The following is a 16,096-nucleotide window of genomic DNA, read 5'->3' as shown; positions in this document are numbered from 1 at the left end:
GACGCCCGTGGCGCCGGTGCGGCGTCACGGGCAACGCATCGCGCCGCGCAACGACCGGTTTACTTCAACCGCCCCGACAGGAACTGCCCGAGCCGTTCGCTCTTCGGATTCACGAGAATCTCCTGCGGGTTCCCTTCCTCCTCGATCTTCCCCTGATGCAGGAAGATCACGTGATTCGACACGTTGCGCGCGAAGCCCATCTCGTGCGTGACGACGACCATCGTGCGGCCTTCCTCGGCGAGCTTCTGCATCACCTTCAGCACTTCGCCCACCAGTTCCGGATCGAGCGCCGACGTCGGCTCGTCGAACAGCATCACTTCCGGCTCCATCGCGAGCGCACGCGCAATGGCCACGCGCTGCTGCTGGCCGCCCGACAGGTGCGACGGATACATGCCCTCGACGCGCGGCGCGAGGCCGACCTTCTCCAGATACTTGCGCGCCCGCGCGATCGCTTCGTCCTTGCCGACGCCGAGCACCGCCATCGGCGCTTCGATGATGTTCTCGAGCACCGTCATGTGCGCCCACAGGTTGAAGTGCTGGAACACCATCGACAGCTTCGTGCGCATCCGCTGAAGTTGCTTCGGGTCGGCGACACGCAGCGAGCCGTTGCGGTCGCGCGTGGTCCCGATCGGCTCGCTGCCGATCGTGATCTGCCCCGAGCACGGCTGCTCGAGGAAGTTGATGCAGCGCAGGAACGTGCTCTTGCCGGAGCCGCTCGAGCCGATGATGCTGATCACGTCGCCGGCCTTTGCCTTCATCGACACGCCCTTCAACACCTCGTTGTCGCCGAACTTCTTGTGCAGGTTGTCGACGGTGAGCTTGTACATGCTGAATCCTTCCTTGCGAATCTTGCGAAAGCGTTAGTGGCCGCGCGGCGCGAGGTACGCGAGCCAGCGCGTCTCGAGCTTGCGGAACGCCCAGATGAGCGTGAACACGACGGCGGCGTACAGCACGGCCGCGATGCCGTAGGCCTGGAACGACATGTACGTCGCCGAATTGACGTCGCGCGTGACCTTCAGGATGTCGGGCACGGTCGCGGTGAACGCGAGCGTGGTCGCGTGCAGCATCAGGATCACCTCGTTGCTGTAGCTCGGCAGCGAGCGGCGCAGCGCGGAAGGCAGGATGATCCGCGTATAGAGCTTGAAGCGCGACATCCCGTAGGCCATCCCGGCTTCGATCTCGCCGGCCGACGTCGCCTTGATCGCGCCCGCGAAGATCTCGGTCGCATACGCGCATTCGTTCAGCACGAACGCGAGCAGCGTGCAGTTCATCGCGTTGCGGAAGAACGTGTCGAGCAGCACGTGGTTATGCACGACCTGCAGGCTGTAGATGCCCGTGTAGCACATCAGCAGTTGCACGTAGAGCGGCGTGCCGCGGAACACGTACGTATAGAGCCACACGGGGCCCGAGATCCAGCGGTTCGACGACGCGCGCGCGATTGCCAGCGGCACGGCGAGCGCGAAGCCCAGCGCGATCGACACGACCAGCAGCCACAGCGTGATCGCGAGGCCGCTGAAGCGGTAGCCGTCGGTATAGAGATAGCTTTGCCAGTACTGGCTGACGAGTTCGATCACAGTGCGAGCCTCCGGACACCGACGGAATAACGCTTCTCGAGGTGATGCAGCACGACGTTCGACACCGTCGTGATCGCGAGGTAGATCGCGCCTGCCGCCAGCGTGAAGAAGAAGAAATCGAGCGTGCTCTTGCCCGCGTCCTGCGACGCTTTCACCACGTCCGCGAGGCCGATGATCGACACGAGCGCGGTGGCTTTGACCAGCACCTGCCAGTTGTTGCCGATGCCCGGCAGTGCGAAGCGCATCATCTGCGGGAACAGGATGCGGCGGAACACGCGCCAGCCGCTCATTCCGTACGCGAAGCCCGCTTCGAGCTGGCCGCGCGGCACGGCGAGGAACGCGCCGCGGAAGGTCTCGGTGAAGTACGCGCCGTAGATGAAGCCGAGCGTGATGACGCCCGCGACGAACGGATCGATGTCGATCTGGTCCCAGCCGAGCATGTCGGTCACGTTGTTCAGCAGGATCTGGATTCCGTAGAACAGCAGCAGCATCAGCACGAGGTCGGGCACCGCGCGGATCAGCGTCGTGTAGAAGGTGCCGACCGACCTGAGCATGCGATTCGTCGACAGTTTCGCGCTCGCGCCGACGAGGCCGAGCACGAGCGACGCGGCGAGCGACAGCACCGCGAGCTTCACGGTTTCCACCGTGCCGGCCCACAGCAGCGGGCCAAATCCTTGGAAGATCATATGAGGGACCCAGATCGAAGTGGCTGGATTGTCAATAGCCATTAACTGCGCATCAAACGATACTTACGCACGACGTGATGCAGCCTGCTCATCAAGCCGCACGCATCGCGCACCGTGCGCGGCGCCCGACGACAGCGCGGCACGCACGCGGCCGGCGCGCGCCGGCGCCGCTGTACGACACCCCGCCGCGAACCCTTCCAACCCGGACATCGCCCGTTCCGGCGGCGCCCCAAGTTGTACATACAACTTTGCCTTTTCAGCCCGTCCACCGGCAATCCGTGTTTATCTCTAGTTGTCGCCGGATTGTTTCGCCGGTGGAATTTTCCCTTCAATTTCAATTGATTACGGATTACATCGAGCTAAACGGAAGCTTTCCGAGCGCATCGGGCGCCAGCTTTCACCTGTCTAGACCTGACAAGGCCGCATCGCGCAGCCCCTCGGTCATGCGGACCGTTTCCAGACCGACCAGCCGGTAGCCGAACGACGGTTCCGTCAGCGGATGCCGCGGGCGTGCCGGCATCGGTTCGATGTTTCTGCCGCAGGTTCGTCATGTCATGGACACGCGCACGTCGTGCGCGCGGCCCAACGTCGCGAACACGTTCGCGCGCCTCTCGCGGCGCATCCGCGGTCGCGATCGTTTTTTATGCGTTCTTTTCGCGGCCGGTTCGAGTCTATACACCGTATCGTCACCGCGATTCCTAGAATGGGCGGCATGTCCAGCATGAAATCTCCGCAGTGCGAAGCACGATGCGAACCGGGGTGCCAGCATGAAACCGACCACAACCGAAACCGCCGCTTCACGCGCGCTGCCGATCGTTCGATCGCGGCGCCGGACCGCCGCCGACGAATTCGTGCTGCTGTCGATTCGCATCGAATCGGACAACCTCGCCGTCGTGCGCCGCCTGCTGCATCAGGCCGTCGGTGCCGCGCTCAATTTCTACACGGCTGCGATCGACAACCGTACCGGGCGCGCGTGCATCGAGCTTGAAGTCGCGCGGTCGCAGGCGTCGCCCGCGATCCTGTCGATCCTCCGCCTGCTGCCGGCCGCCGAATTCGGCGCGATCCGCCTGCTGCAGCACTAGCCGGCATCCGTTGCGGTCGCGCACGACACACGTCTCGCGCCCGCCCCCCCCTTTCATCGATTCGAACGCGCGTTTCCGGCGCGAACGCATGCGGCTCGTCTTCGCCACGCGCCGCGCCGTTACGCCGTCGGCGCGCGCGCCGGATCGTCGTTCCCGTCGCAACGGGCCTTTCCAGGAAGCACACTCAATGAAAAAAGCAGTCGTCGGTACCCTCTCCCTCGCGTTCTTCGGCGCCGCCGCGCATGCGCAAAGCAGCGTCACGCTCTACGGGATGCTCGATGCGGGTATCGCCTACACGAACAACCAGTCGGGCAAAAGCGCGTGGCAGCAAGGCAGCGGCCTGCTGTCGAACACCGTGTTCGGCCTGAGCGGCAACGAGGATCTCGGTGGCGGCCTGCATGCGCTGTTCCGCCTCGAAAGCGGCTTCAACCTGAACAACGGCACGCAGTCCTACAGAAATACGATGTTCGGCCGTCGCGCGTACGTCGGCCTGCAGAGCGACCGGTACGGCGCGCTGACGCTCGGCCGCCAATACGACGCCGTGGTCGACACGCTCGGCCCGCTCGCAATGGCGAACAACGGCGACGGCAACAACCTCGCGTCGCATCCGTTCGACAACGACAACCTCGACGATTCGTTCTACATCGACAACGCGGTGAAATACACGAGCCCGACGCTCGCCGGCTGGCAGTTCGGCGGCCTGTACGGGTTCAGCAACGCGGCCGGCGGCTTCGCGAACAACCGTGCGTACAGCGCCGGCGTGTCGTATGCGAACGGGCCGGTCAGCCTCGGCGCCGCGTATCTGCAACTCAACCGCGGCGGGCTGACGCCCGGCGGTGCGCTGTCGACCAACGACGCGCCGAACTTCCCGGCCGTGCGCCAGCGCGTGATGGGCGCGGGCGGCAGCTATGCGTTCGACCGGCTGACGGTCGGCGCGTTGTGGACGCATTCGATGTTCGACGACACGGCCGCATCGTCGCTGCCCGGCGCGCTGAACGCGCTGCGCTTCGACAACTACGAAGTCAACGCGCGTTACGCGCTGACGCCAGCGGTTTCGTTCGCGGGCGCCTATACGTTCACCGACGGCCGCTACGACGACGCAGCCGGCAGCCACCGGCCGAAATGGCATCAGGTAACGCTGATGGCCGACTACGCGCTGAGCAAGCGCACCGACGTCTATGCGGAAACCGTCTATCAGCATCAGTTCGGCGTGCCGTCGGGCGCGACGCTCGGGTTTGCGAACGTCACGGGGCTCGCGGCTTCGTCGAACCATACGCAGGTGGTCGGGACGGTCGGCATCCGGCATCGGTTCTGAGCGCACGCCCGTCGGCAAAGGCCGGCCGCTCTGTGCAATCCCGCATGGACGCGCGCCGGCCGAACAGGGATCATTCGGGGGAATCCGGGCCCGCGCGTCCGCGAAACCGGTACACTCGGCGCCGGGCGCGCGCCGGATCGGCATTCGGCGGCGGGCCGCTGCCGACTCTGGAATCGTGATCCCATGACCACACCGATCTATCAGGAAATCAAGGACTTCATCCTCGCGCGCATTCATGCCGGCGAATGGGCGGAAGGCGACCAGGTGCCGTCGGAGAACGAGCTGGCGCGCGAATTCAACGTCGCGCGGATGACCGTCAACCGCGCGCTGCGCGAGCTGACCGCCGAACAGGTGCTCACGCGTACGCGCGGCTCCGGCACCTACGTCGCGTCGCCGAAGTACGAATCGACGCTCGTCGCGATCCGCAGCATCTCGGACGAAGTCGCCGCGCGCGGCCACGGCTATCGCGCGCAGGTGCTGCAGGTCGGCGCGGCCGTCGCCGACGCGAAGCTCGCCGACGAGCTGCAGATCGACACCGGCAGCCCGATCTTCCATTCGCGCGTGCTGCACTTCGAGAACGACACGCCCGTGCAGCTCGAGGAGCGCTGGGTCAATCCGGCCTGCGCGCCGGAATATGCGTTGCAGGACTTCACGACGACGACGCCGAACCAGTACCTGACGCGCGTCGCGCCACTGCAGCGCGTCGAATACCGGATCGAGGCCGCGATGCCCGACGCCGAAACGCGCCGCCACCTCGCGATGGACGACCGCGAGCCGTGCCTGCTGCTGCATCGGCGCACATGGTCGCAAGGGCTGGTCGCGTCGGTCGCCAATCTGTGGCACCCGGGCAGCCGCTACCGGTTCACCGGGCATTTCTGATGCCGATGCGCGCGCTTACCGCGCGCCCGGCTGCGCCCAGCGCTCGATCGCTCTGACGGCCCGCACGGCCGAATGCGGGTGCCCGATCCCCTGCGACGGATTGCCATCGATACTTGCAAGCACCGCCGGTCGCGCAGCGCGTAGGCATTTTTACGACGATCGCAACCATCGCATGCCAAATTTCCCGCGCAGCGGTATGCTGATGTCGTACGGTTGCGCACGACGCCTCGGGTAATCCCTTCATCGGCACGTCGTCACGCCGCCGTCGCGACCGCAATCATGCGTTGCAAGGAGGGATTCGTGATGGCATCCACGCATCAGCACTTCCACCTCGAACTACGGCACGCCACCGCGCCGACCTATTTCATCAGCTACCTGTTTCCCGCATTGCTGTTCGTGTACGAACTGCTGCGCGTCGGCCAATGGATCCGCGATCACGGGATGCAGTTCGCCGCGTTCAAGCAGATGGGTTACGAATATCTGCTGATGCTGCTGTTCGTCGGGCTGCAGATCGTCGTCGAGGCGATCTTCCTGCTCGGCGCCGCGATGCGCAAGGATCATCGCGACTTCGAGCACCGGCTGCCGAACGTGGTCCTCGGGATCGGCTGCTCGATCGCACTGCTCGCGATCGATCTCGCGATCCAGCTCGCGTTCTGACGATCGGCGGGCGCAGGCCCGCCGACGGCGGTCGCGCTCACGCGCGCGCGTCGCGCAGGAACGTCGCGACAGCGGCCAGCACGTCGTCGGTCCGCTCGCGGTGCGGCATGTGTCCGCACCGGCCGAGCAACAGATACGACGACGGCCCCGCGACCTGCGCGGCGATCCGCTTCGGATGCACGTCGGACCCGTATTCGTCGTCTTCGCCGTGAATCGCGAGCGTCGCGCAGTGCACGCGCCGCAAGTCGTCGTCGAGATTCCAGTCGCGAAACGCCGGCGACAGCCACGTGTCGACCCACGCGCGCAACACCCATTCGGCCTTGTCGCCGTGATAGCGCGCGAGCCGGTCGAGCTGCCCCGGTTCGTCGAACTGCTGCCCCGCGTCGCGAATCCCGGCCAGCGTTCGATCCTCGACGAACGCCTGCGCGGCGATCGTCACGAGCGCGCGGCAGCGCTCCGGATGCGCGGCCGCGCAACCGATCGCCATCCCGCCGCCGACGCTGTGCCCGAACGCGACGAACGCATCGACGCCAAGCTGTTCGAGCAGCGTCGCGAACGCATGATCGGCCTCGTCGCGCACGAACGTCGTGCCGAGTGTGCCCGGATGACGATCGGAACGACCGAAGCCGAGACGGTCGTATGCGATCACGTCGCGCTGCGTGGCGCGCGCGAGCTGCGCGGGGAAGTCGCGCCACAGCTCGACGCAACCGAGCGAATCGTGCAGCAGCACGATCGGTGCGGCCGGCTCGCCTGCCGCCGGTTGCGCGGGGCCGCCGCGCCAGCGTTTCGCGAAGAGACGCCCTTGCGGCGTCTCGACGGTGGTCTCCTCGGTCACGATTGCGGTCATGTGTGTGATGTGCCTGTCGTCTGCATGAGAACGGCCGCCCGCCGGCGGCCGCATCGAATTGCGCGATGGTGGCCCGCGGCCGCCCGCAGCGTCAAGCAAGCCCCCACCGCCCGCGCGTTCATTCGGGCTGCGGCGGCAGATAGTCCATCTTCGCCTCGTCGTACAGCCGGTAGATCAGCGCCTGCATCGCGCGGATGTCCTCCGATTCGTCGAGCATCCGCATGCTCATGATGATCGGCGACACGAGGTTCGGATCGTCGAGCGGCTTGTAGCTGATGTCGTCGCGCTTCAGCCCGTACACGCTCTGCGGCACGACCGACACGCCCTCGCCCATCGCGACGAGGCCGAGCGCGATCTGCAGTTCGCGCGTCTCGTAGATCTTGCGCGGCTGCAACGCGCGGTCGTGAAACGCCGCGAGCACCTGGTCCGCATAGCTCGGGCGCGGCGCCTTCGGAAAGATGATCAGCGTGTCGTTCACGAGATCGTGCAGCGACAGCACGGGCTTCGCGCTGTCGAGCACGTGGCCGACCGGCAGCGCGACGATCATCCGCTCCTCGCGCAGCACGACGCGCCGCACGCTCGGATCCTCGTGGCGGATGCGCCCGAACCCGACGTCGATGCGCCCTTCCTTCAGCGCCTTGATCTGGTCCATCGTCGACATCTCGTGCAGGCTCAGCTCGACGGCCGGATACTCGCCGCGAAAACGCCGGATGATCTTCGGCAGCATCCCGTACAGCGTCGAGCCGACGAAGCCCACCGACATGCTGCGCTCGATCTTGCCGACCCGCTTCGTCATCGATTCGAGCTCGGTCGTCTGCGCGAGCAGCTGCACCGCGTGCGAATAGAAGAAGCGCCCCGCGTCGGTCAGCTTCAACGGCCGCGCATTGCGCTCGAACAGCGGCACGCCGAGCGCTTCCTCGAGCTGCTGGATCTGCCGGCTCAGCGGCGGCTGCGCGATATGCAGCCGTTCGGCCGCCCGCGTGAAATTCCGCTCTTCCGCAACCGCGACGAAGTAGCGGAGGTGTCTCAACTCCATGTTCGATGCCTCCGGACAACAATCCGGCGCTCAACCCCGGCCGGACGATGCCGTCACGATACCGCAGGCGGCGCAAACCGCCACGCGCGGCCGCGCGCCGCCCAAAGCAAAACGGGAAGCCCGCGAGCTTCCCGTTGCTTCGTCGATGCCGACGCGCGGCGCCGCGGCGCCTCGGCATCGCGCGCCGCCCGTCACACCTCGGTCGCGTAGAGCGCGTCGCGCTGCGCGTCGCTCAGCGTGTCGAGCGGCACGTCCGGCAGCTGGTAGCAGATCATCGTGCCGTACAGTTCGGCGAGGCAATTGCTGCCGGCATCGAGCGCGTAGCCGTCCTCGCCGTCCGGAGCCGGCGGGTACACTTCGCGCCACGCGTTGATCGCGGCTTCGATTCGCGCGATGGAAACGGGTCCGGCCTTCCGCTCGGCGGGTGATGCGCTCATGGATTCCTCTGGGTTGCGCGCTCCGCGGGCCGTATCGGCCCGCACGGAGCGATGAAAACGCCGGGCATCGCGCCGGCCGCCGCAGGTCGCGCGCCGGATGCCGATCCGCGCTGCGCGCCTCGCGCCGGCCGGGCCGTGGCCCGGTAGGGTCGGGCAATATAACCGGCTTTGACCCCGTGGAGGCAAAAGCCGGGCAAAAAAAACGGGAAGCGCGAGGCTTCCCGTTTCGTCGCATCGCGCGCGGCCGCATGCCGCGCCCGCGTCAACCCGCGGTTTCGCGATTCGCCACCGGCTGGCGCTGCGCGCCGCGGCTCGCGGCGATCCACGGCGCGATTTCCATGTCTTCGTAGCGCACGAAACGGCTCTTCTTCAGGAACCGGAAGCCGAGCCACACGACGAGGAACAGCGGAATGCCGACATAGGTCGCGGCCACGCCCGCCCAGTCGATCCGGTTCGCGAGGAACGCCTGATAGTCCTGGCCGAGCGCGATCACGAGGCACAGCACGAACGCGAACAGCGGGCCGAACGGGAACCACTTCGACTGGTACGGCAGCTGGTCGAGCGAGTAGCCCTGCTTCACGTAGCCCTTGCGGAACCGGTAGTGGCTCACCGCGATGCCGAGCCACGCGATGAAGCCCGTCATCCCGGACGTGTTCAGCAGCCACAGGTACACGGTCTTGTCGCCGTACAGCGACGTGAAAAAGCACAACGCGCCGACGGCCGTCGTCGCATACAGCGCGTTGCGCGGCACGCCGCCGCGCGACAGCTTCGCGAAGATCTTCGGCGCACGGCCTTCGGTCGCGAGGTTGTAGAGCATCCGCGTGGACGCATACATGCCCGAGTTGCCGGCCGACAGCACGGCGGTCAGGATCACCGCGTTCATCACGCCGGCCGCGAATGCCAGACCTGCGTGGCGGAACACGAGCGTAAACGGACTCACGCCGATGTCGGTCACGTCCGTCTTCAGCAGGTTCGGGTCGGTATAGGGAATCAGCACGCCGATCACGAAGATCGCGAACACGTAGAACAGCAGGATGCGCCAGAACACCTGGCGCACCGCGCGCGGGATCGTCGTGCGCGGGTTTTCCGATTCGCCGGCCGCGACGCCGATCAGCTCGGTGCCCTGGAACGAGAAGCCCGCGATCATCGCGACGCCCATCAACGCCGGCAGGCCGCCCGCGAACGGTGCGTCGCCGATCGTCAGGTTGCCCCAGCCGTTGCTCGGCGCGCCCTTCAGAATGCCGAAGATCATCAGCAGGCCGACGCCGATGAACGCCACCACGGTGACGACCTTGATCAGCGCGAACCAGTATTCGGCCTCGCCGAAGCCGCGCACGGTGAGCGCGTTGAGCAGGAACATCACGCCGAGGAAGGCCGCGCTCCACCACACGCCGGGCACGTCCGGAAACCAGTAATGCATCACGAGCTGCGCGGCGACGAGTTCCACCGCGATCGTCACCGCCCAGTTGTACCAGTAGTTCCAGCCGAGCGCGAAGCCGAAGCCTTCGTCCACGTATTTCGCGCCGTAGGTCGCGAACGAGCCCGACACCGGCATGAACGCAGCCATTTCGCCGAGGCTCGTCATCAGGAAGTAGACCATCAGGCCGATCAGCATGTACGCGACCATCGCGCCGCCGGGGCCCGCCTGCGAGATCGACGCGCCGGACGCGACGAACAGGCCCGTGCCGATCGAGCCGCCGATGGCGATCATCGTCAGGTGGCGCGCCTTCAGCGCGCGATGAAGCTTGGGTGGGTTCGCGGGCGAACCGGGTGGGTCGGATTTCGGAATTGCGGACATAAACGAGACGAACGTTGAGCGGGCCGGCATCCGTAGCCGGCGCATGCGGAATCGGAGCGCAGTGCGCGTCCTGCGATGCATTCGATGCAGCCCCGATTTGCGTTGCGCGGCGGGCGCCTGCGGCGAAGCGCGGATTCTACCTGATTCGCCACGGGGACAGCTCAGGTGCCGCGGCCCGCCGTCGCCGCGGAGATTTCGCGGAATCAACACGTTGGCTCCCACCGGACCGGCCATGGGCGAGGACCGGCGGAAAAACCACGCGCGTCGGGCAGCTGTCCGTTTTTCCAAATCCGCCGGTGTTGCGCCGCTGTCCGCCGCCCTCCCGTCGATACCACGCCGACGGACATAATCGCCGGGTAATCACTGGATTATTCAGACAAAACACCCAATATCGATCATTGATTCAAATCAAATCGCCTGCATGCAAAGCGGTAATGATGCGTAACCGTTGTGAATCGCCGTATCCGCATGCATGTTTTGCATGCGCGCACGAATGTCGTGAAATCGCGAGATAATGCGCCCCGATTCAAAATAATCAGTGTGCGGAATCGCCGACGATGCGCCAATCCGCCGCCCGCCGCCCCCGAGGATGAAGTCATTCACGCTGCCCGCCGCGCTGCGCCGCCATACCGCGTCGATCGTGGCCCGCATTCTGTCGCCCCGCGGCGTGCTCGTTGCGGGGATCGTGCTGCTGATGTTCAGCTGGGGACTTTCCACGTCGCTGTTAATCGAGGCGCGGCGAGATGCATACGACCATGCGGTCGAAAATGCACGCAACCTGATGCTGCTGATCGAACGCGATATCGTGCGCAATATCGAGCTCTACGATTTGTCGCTGCAGAACGTCGTCGACGGCATTGCCGACCCGGAGTTGATGACGCTGCCGCCGCGCCAGCGCCACCGGCTGCTGTTCGACCGCGCGGCGACCGGCGAATATCTGGGCTCGATCTTCGTGATGGATGCGCACGGCAATATCGTGATCGATTCGAGCGCGTCGCCCGCGCGGCAAGGCAATTTCGCCGACCGCGACTACTTCGCCGTGCATCGCGACGGGCTCGCGCAGGGCCTCTACCTCAGCCGGCCGTATGCGGCCCGGCTGCGCGGCGGCGCGCTGACGATCGCGCTCAGCCGCCGGATCAGCCGGCCCGACGGCAGTTTCGCCGGCATCGTTGTCGGCACGCTCAGCATCGACTACTTCCGCGCGCTGCTCGACGGCCTCGCGGTCGGCCAGCACGGCAGCGCGGCGATCGTCGAGGACAACGGCACGCTCGTGTCGCGGCTGCCGTTCGACGCGCGCGTGGTCGGCCTCGACCTGCACGACTCGCCGCTGTTCGTCGAATCGCAGCGCACCCGCGCCGGCGCGCTGACCGGCACCGGCGCGATCGACGGCGTGCGGCGCATCTATGTTTACAAGCATCTCGCCGGCCTGCCGCTGATCGTCGACGTCGCGCCCGCCGAAGTCGACATCTACGCGCCGTGGCTCCACCGCGCGATCTGGACCATCGTGCTGATGTGCCTGTTCACCGGCTTCATCGCGTGGGGATCGATGGCGCTGTCGCGCGAACTGCGGCGCCGGCAGATCGCCGAATCGAAGCTGTACCGGCTCGCGCACACCGATGCGCTGACGGGCCTCGACAACCGCGGCACGTTCGACGCGGTGCTCGCGAAGGAGGCACAGCGTGCGTCGCGCAGCGGCCGCCCGCTGTCGGTGCTGTTCGTCGACGTCGATCACTTCAAGGCGTTCAACGACTACTACGGCCACCCGGCCGGCGACGACGTGCTGCGGCGCGTCGCGCAAACCGCGTCGCGCTGCCTGCGCCGCGACAGCGACCACGTCGCCCGCTACGGCGGCGAGGAATTCGTCGTCACGCTGCCCGACACCGATGCGCAAGGCGCGGTGGTCGTCGCCGAGGGCATCCGGCGCGCGATCGCGGAACTCGACATCGAGCACGCGCGAAGCCCGTACCGGCGCGTCACCGCGAGCATCGGCACGGCGACCGCCGTCGACGGGCGCCTGAACGCCGCCGCGCTGCTGCGGCAAGCCGACGAGGCGCTGTACCGCGCGAAGTCCGGCGGCCGCAACCGCGTGCTGGAAGCGCAGCCGCGCACGGCCGACGCCTGACGCCACCGCGACGTGACGTGACGCGAACGCGCGCGGCAGCCGGCCGCGCCGGATGACCAACCGCACCGTGGACAGTCCCCCCGCGTTCGGCTAGCGTTACGTCTGCTGCACATGCGGCGCGGCGCCGGCCCGCGCACGCCGCCGTGCGCGTTCCGCCACTCCAGCTCCGCCATGACCACCCCGCTCCCGACCCGGCTGCCGCCGATCCTGCGCCACGCGCTCCGCCCGCTGCTCGACCCGTATCGCCGCTACCGGCACGCGAAGCTGATCCATGCGGCGCGCGTCGCGCTCGCGATTCTCGTGTCGATCGCGCTGTCCACCGGGCTGAACGTGCCGCACGGCGAATGGTCGACGATCACCGTGCTGATCGTCGTCGGCGGGCTCCAGCATCACGGCAACATCCGCAAGAAGGCGGCCGAGCGTGCGCTCGGCACGTCGATCGGCGCGCTCGCGGGGCTCGGGCTGATCCTGCTGTATTCGTTCGTGCACGCGCCGCTCGCAATCTACCTGCTGATGGCGCTCGCATGCGGCATCTGCGCGTACCACGCGATCGGCAAGGCCGGCTACATCGCGCTGCTGTCGGCGATCACGATGGTGATCGTCGCCGGGCATGGCGACAACGAGATCGTCGACGGCCTGTGGCGCGCGGTGAACGTGCTGACCGGTATCGCGATCGCGCTGGCGTTCTCGTTCGCGCTGCCCCTCTACGCCACCTACTCGTGGCGCTACAAGCTCGCCGACGCGCTGCGCGCGTGCGCGGCCGTCCATGCGCGACTCGCGGGCGACCGCCAGGTGAGCGACGACGCGCACCTGAAGGAAATGGCCGCGCTCAGCGCGCTGCTCGTGCAGTTGCGCTCGCTGATGCCGTCGGTGTCGAAGGAGTGCGAGACGTCGATGGCGCAGCTCGAAGCGATCCAGCGCAGCCTGCGCCTGTGCATCGGCTATCTGGAGATCCTGTCGAGCGCGGTGCCGGCCCGCGACGACGTCGCGGCCCGCGAATACATGCGCGTCGACATGAAGGCGATGAACCGGCGCATCCGCGACACGCTGGTCGGCGCGAGCCGCGCGCTCAAGTTCGGCACGCCGAGCCGGCTCGCGCCGCGCCGCCGGCCGGCCGAACCGCCGCACGACGCGCCGCCGCAACTGTCCGGCTACGTGTCGATCACGGCCAAGCTGGCCGGGGAAGTCGACCAGTTGCGCGAGAAACTGCTCGATACCGCGCAGTCGTGGAACATCTGACGTTGGCAGCGACCGGCGCTTTACACGCCATACTTTCAAATACCTTTCGATACGATGCGGCGGGCATCACGACGCCGACCGCCACGCTTTTTGCCCCGATCCAACCCCGATAACACGCGTCCCGAGCGGGCTCGCCGGGGGCGGAATCGCTGCGATTTCGCGCCGGCCCGCGGGGCGCTCTCCACCCGGTTAATCCCTCGTCAGGCCCGCCGCGACAGGCGCGGCGACGGTTCTGCACCAAAATCAGCCCTTGCTCCAACCTTCCGGACAGCCGATACTCGCATATTCCGCGAAATACGATCCCACCGGCTTCAATCCACGGTAATTCCTATGAGCACGATTCTCGAAAGCCTCCCGACCGGCCAGAAGGTCGGTATCGCCTTCTCCGGCGGCCTGGACACCAGCGCTGCGCTGCACTGGATGAAACTCAAGGGCGCCGTCCCGTACGCATACACGGCGAACCTCGGCCAGCCCGACGAAGACGATTACGACGCGATCCCGAAACGCGCGATCGAATACGGCGCAGCCGGCGCCCGCCTGATCGACTGCCGTGCGCAGCTCGTCGCCGAAGGCATCGCGGCGCTGCAAAGCGGCGCGTTCCACATCACGACGGCCGGCGTCACGTACTTCAATACCACGCCGATCGGCCGCGCCGTGACGGGCACGATGCTCGTCGCCGCGATGAAGGAAGACGGCGTCAACATCTGGGGCGACGGCAGCACGTACAAGGGCAACGACATCGAGCGCTTCTACCGCTACGGCCTGCTCGTGAACCCGGACCTGAAGATCTACAAGCCGTGGCTCGACCAGACGTTCATCGACGAGCTCGGCGGCCGCGCCGAAATGTCGGAATTCATGAACCAGGCCGGCTTCGCGTACAAGATGTCGGCCGAGAAGGCGTATTCGACCGATTCGAACCTGCTCGGCGCGACGCACGAAGCGAAGGATCTCGAAAGCCTCGAAAGCGGCATCAAGATCGTGAACCCGATCATGGGCGTCGCGTTCTGGCGCGACGACGTGAAGATCGCCGCGGAAGAAGTGACGGTGCGCTTCGAAGCCGGCCAGCCGGTCGCGCTGAACGGCGTCGAGTTCACCGACCCGGTCGAGCTGCTGCTGGAAGCGAACCGCATCGGCGGCCGCCACGGCCTCGGCATGAGCGACCAGATCGAGAACCGCATCATCGAGGCGAAGAGCCGCGGCATCTACGAAGCCCCGGGCCTCGCGCTGCTGTACATCGCGTACGAGCGCCTCGTCACCGGCATCCACAACGAAGACACGATCGAGCAGTACCGCGAGAACGGCCGCCGCCTCGGCCGCCTGCTGTACCAGGGCCGCTGGTTCGACCCGCAGGCGATCATGCTGCGCGAAACCGCGCAGCGCTGGGTCGCGCGCGCGATCACCGGTGAAGTGAAGATCGAACTGCGCCGCGGCAACGACTACTCGATCCTGAGCACGAAGTCGCCGAACCTCACGTATCAGCCGGAGCGCCTGTCGATGGAGAAGGTGGCGTCGACGTTCTCGCCGCGCGACCGAATCGGCCAGCTCACGATGCGCAACCTCGACATCACCGATACGCGCGACAAGCTGCGCGTGTATTCGCAAGTCGGGCTGCTGACGCCGGGCGAAGCATCGGCGCTGCCGCAGATCAAGGGCGACGACAAGTAAGCCGTTTCGCTCGACGCCATGCCGCATCGCTTGCGGCATGGCCGGGCAGGCCGCGTGGGCGGATCGAATTTCGCACATGCGGCCTGCCGCTTCTCCTCCCCCGCCTTTTTGCTTTCCCTCCGTATTCGCATCACCCCGAGTAACGCACCCGAGACGTCGCACCGCCGCCGCGTGAGTCATGGCAAGCTGCGGTCTTCCGATTCCAGCGCCGACTCATGACCGCCCTTACCGTCATCCACCTGAACGGCCCGATCAACAGCGGCAAGACGACGATCGGTGTCGCGCTCGCACGCGTGCTGCCCGACGCGCGCTTCATCGACGGCGACGATCACGATGCGCCCGAAGACGCGCCGTTCGCCGTGCAATGGGCGATCGCGCTCGAACGTCTCGTCACGCAGATCGCGAACGCGCGCGAGCGTTACCTGGTCATCGCGTATCCGATCGGCGACCCGGAATTCGAGCGACTGCGCGCCGCCTGCGATGCGCGCGACGCACGGCTGTTCGTCGTGACGCTCGCACCGCCCGAAGCGGTTGCGTCGTCGAAGCGCGGCGCGCGTGTGCTGACGGACTGGGAGCGGAGCCGGATCGCCGAGATGTATCGCGAAGGCCATGCATCGCGGCCGTTCAGCCAGATGGTGCTCGATACGTCCGACGCGACGCCCGACGCTTGCGCGGCACGGATCGCGCAGCACGTCGCCGCGCCGGCGTCGTAACCGACACGCCGGCGCGCGAATACCTCGCAGCGATCGGCGTCCATCC

15 protein-coding genes and 1 pseudogene are annotated in these 16,096 nt (G+C 66.7%); 8 read left to right on the top strand and 8 right to left on the bottom strand.

Annotation, left to right across the window (positions count from 1 at the left end; all coding sequences use genetic code 11):
• Positions 1–59: 59 nt before the first annotated feature.
• The 3 genes from HWX08_RS23190 to HWX08_RS23180 are packed head-to-tail and all read right to left on the bottom strand — an operon-like array spanning position 60 to position 2,260.
• Entirely contained in the window at positions 60–827 is a 768-nt protein-coding gene (locus HWX08_RS23190) for an ABC transporter ATP-binding protein (RefSeq protein WP_069259330.1), read from the bottom strand.
• 33 nt (positions 828–860) lie between these two features.
• Positions 861–1,574, bottom strand: coding sequence for an ABC transporter permease (locus HWX08_RS23185; RefSeq protein ID WP_174921264.1), 714 nt, complete (start codon positions 1,572–1,574; stop codon positions 861–863).
• Complete coding sequence (locus HWX08_RS23180) at positions 1,571–2,260, bottom strand: ABC transporter permease (RefSeq protein WP_069259328.1); 690 nt, start codon at positions 2,258–2,260, stop codon at positions 1,571–1,573. The genes HWX08_RS23185 and HWX08_RS23180 overlap by 4 nt, the downstream gene beginning before the upstream one ends.
• 767 nt (positions 2,261–3,027) lie before the next feature.
• On the opposite strand from HWX08_RS23180, the gene HWX08_RS23175 reads away from it, so the two are divergent.
• The 4 genes from HWX08_RS23175 to HWX08_RS23160 all read left to right on the top strand — a co-directional run bounded on the left by HWX08_RS23175 (position 3,028) and on the right by HWX08_RS23160 (position 6,193).
• Positions 3,028–3,342 carry a hypothetical protein gene (locus HWX08_RS23175; RefSeq protein WP_076605993.1) on the top strand — a complete coding sequence of 105 codons (315 nt, stop codon included), beginning with the start codon at positions 3,028–3,030 and terminating at the stop codon, positions 3,340–3,342.
• A 187-nt stretch (positions 3,343–3,529) separates the two neighbouring features.
• Positions 3,530–4,657, top strand: a complete 1,128-nt coding sequence (locus HWX08_RS23170) for a porin (RefSeq protein WP_174921265.1) — start codon at positions 3,530–3,532, stop codon at positions 4,655–4,657.
• A 183-nt stretch (positions 4,658–4,840) separates the two neighbouring features.
• Positions 4,841–5,536, top strand: a complete 696-nt coding sequence (hutC, locus tag HWX08_RS23165; protein WP_069259326.1) for a histidine utilization repressor — start codon at positions 4,841–4,843, stop codon at positions 5,534–5,536.
• 303 nt (positions 5,537–5,839) lie between these two features.
• Positions 5,840–6,193: a hypothetical protein gene (locus HWX08_RS23160; RefSeq protein WP_069259325.1), complete on the top strand. Its 354-nt coding sequence runs from the start codon at positions 5,840–5,842 to the stop codon at positions 6,191–6,193.
• Positions 6,194–6,230: 37 nt separating this feature from the next.
• Here HWX08_RS23160 and HWX08_RS23155 read toward each other — a convergent pair whose 3' ends face one another.
• The 5 genes and pseudogenes from HWX08_RS23155 to HWX08_RS23135 form a co-directional block, all read right to left on the bottom strand.
• Positions 6,231–7,040, bottom strand: coding sequence for an alpha/beta fold hydrolase (locus HWX08_RS23155; RefSeq protein ID WP_069259324.1), 810 nt, complete (start codon positions 7,038–7,040; stop codon positions 6,231–6,233).
• A gap of 118 nt (positions 7,041–7,158) precedes the next feature.
• Positions 7,159–8,076 carry a LysR family transcriptional regulator gene (locus HWX08_RS23150; protein ID WP_069259323.1) on the bottom strand — a complete coding sequence of 306 codons (918 nt, stop codon included), beginning with the start codon at positions 8,074–8,076 and terminating at the stop codon, positions 7,159–7,161.
• Between the two features lie 191 nt (positions 8,077–8,267).
• Positions 8,268–8,513 carry a DUF3717 domain-containing protein gene (locus HWX08_RS23145; RefSeq protein ID WP_174921266.1) on the bottom strand — a complete coding sequence of 82 codons (246 nt, stop codon included), beginning with the start codon at positions 8,511–8,513 and terminating at the stop codon, positions 8,268–8,270.
• A 388-nt stretch (positions 8,514–8,901) separates the two neighbouring features.
• Positions 8,902–10,224: pseudogene (locus tag HWX08_RS23140) on the bottom strand (amino acid permease); the annotation flags it as partial.
• A gap of 495 nt (positions 10,225–10,719) precedes the next feature.
• Positions 10,720–10,914 (bottom strand): hypothetical protein, encoded by a 195-nt coding sequence (locus tag HWX08_RS23135; RefSeq protein ID WP_159068992.1) that lies wholly within the window; start codon positions 10,912–10,914, stop codon positions 10,720–10,722.
• Here HWX08_RS23135 and HWX08_RS23130 point away from each other — a divergent pair.
• The 4 genes from HWX08_RS23130 (at position 10,901) to HWX08_RS23115 (ending at position 16,050) form a co-directional block, all read left to right on the top strand.
• Positions 10,901–12,433 carry a GGDEF domain-containing protein gene (locus HWX08_RS23130; RefSeq protein ID WP_174921267.1) on the top strand — a complete coding sequence of 511 codons (1,533 nt, stop codon included), beginning with the start codon at positions 10,901–10,903 and terminating at the stop codon, positions 12,431–12,433. The genes HWX08_RS23135 and HWX08_RS23130 overlap by 14 nt on opposite strands.
• Before the next feature lie 171 nt (positions 12,434–12,604).
• Complete coding sequence (locus HWX08_RS23125; protein ID WP_174921268.1) at positions 12,605–13,672, top strand: FUSC family protein; 1,068 nt, start codon at positions 12,605–12,607, stop codon at positions 13,670–13,672.
• A gap of 330 nt (positions 13,673–14,002) precedes the next feature.
• Positions 14,003–15,337, top strand: coding sequence for an argininosuccinate synthase (argG, locus tag HWX08_RS23120; protein ID WP_021157353.1), 1,335 nt, complete (start codon positions 14,003–14,005; stop codon positions 15,335–15,337).
• A 215-nt stretch (positions 15,338–15,552) separates the two neighbouring features.
• Entirely contained in the window at positions 15,553–16,050 is a 498-nt protein-coding gene (locus HWX08_RS23115) for a nucleoside/nucleotide kinase family protein (protein ID WP_174921269.1), read from the top strand.
• Positions 16,051–16,096: the final 46 nt, after the last annotated feature.

This window comes from Burkholderia metallica (assembly GCF_902832845.1).
GTDB classification, from domain to species: domain Bacteria; phylum Pseudomonadota; class Gammaproteobacteria; order Burkholderiales; family Burkholderiaceae; genus Burkholderia; species Burkholderia metallica.
The sequence above is the reverse complement of the archived record's forward strand: the minus strand, read 5'-3'. Positions and strand labels throughout refer to the sequence as shown.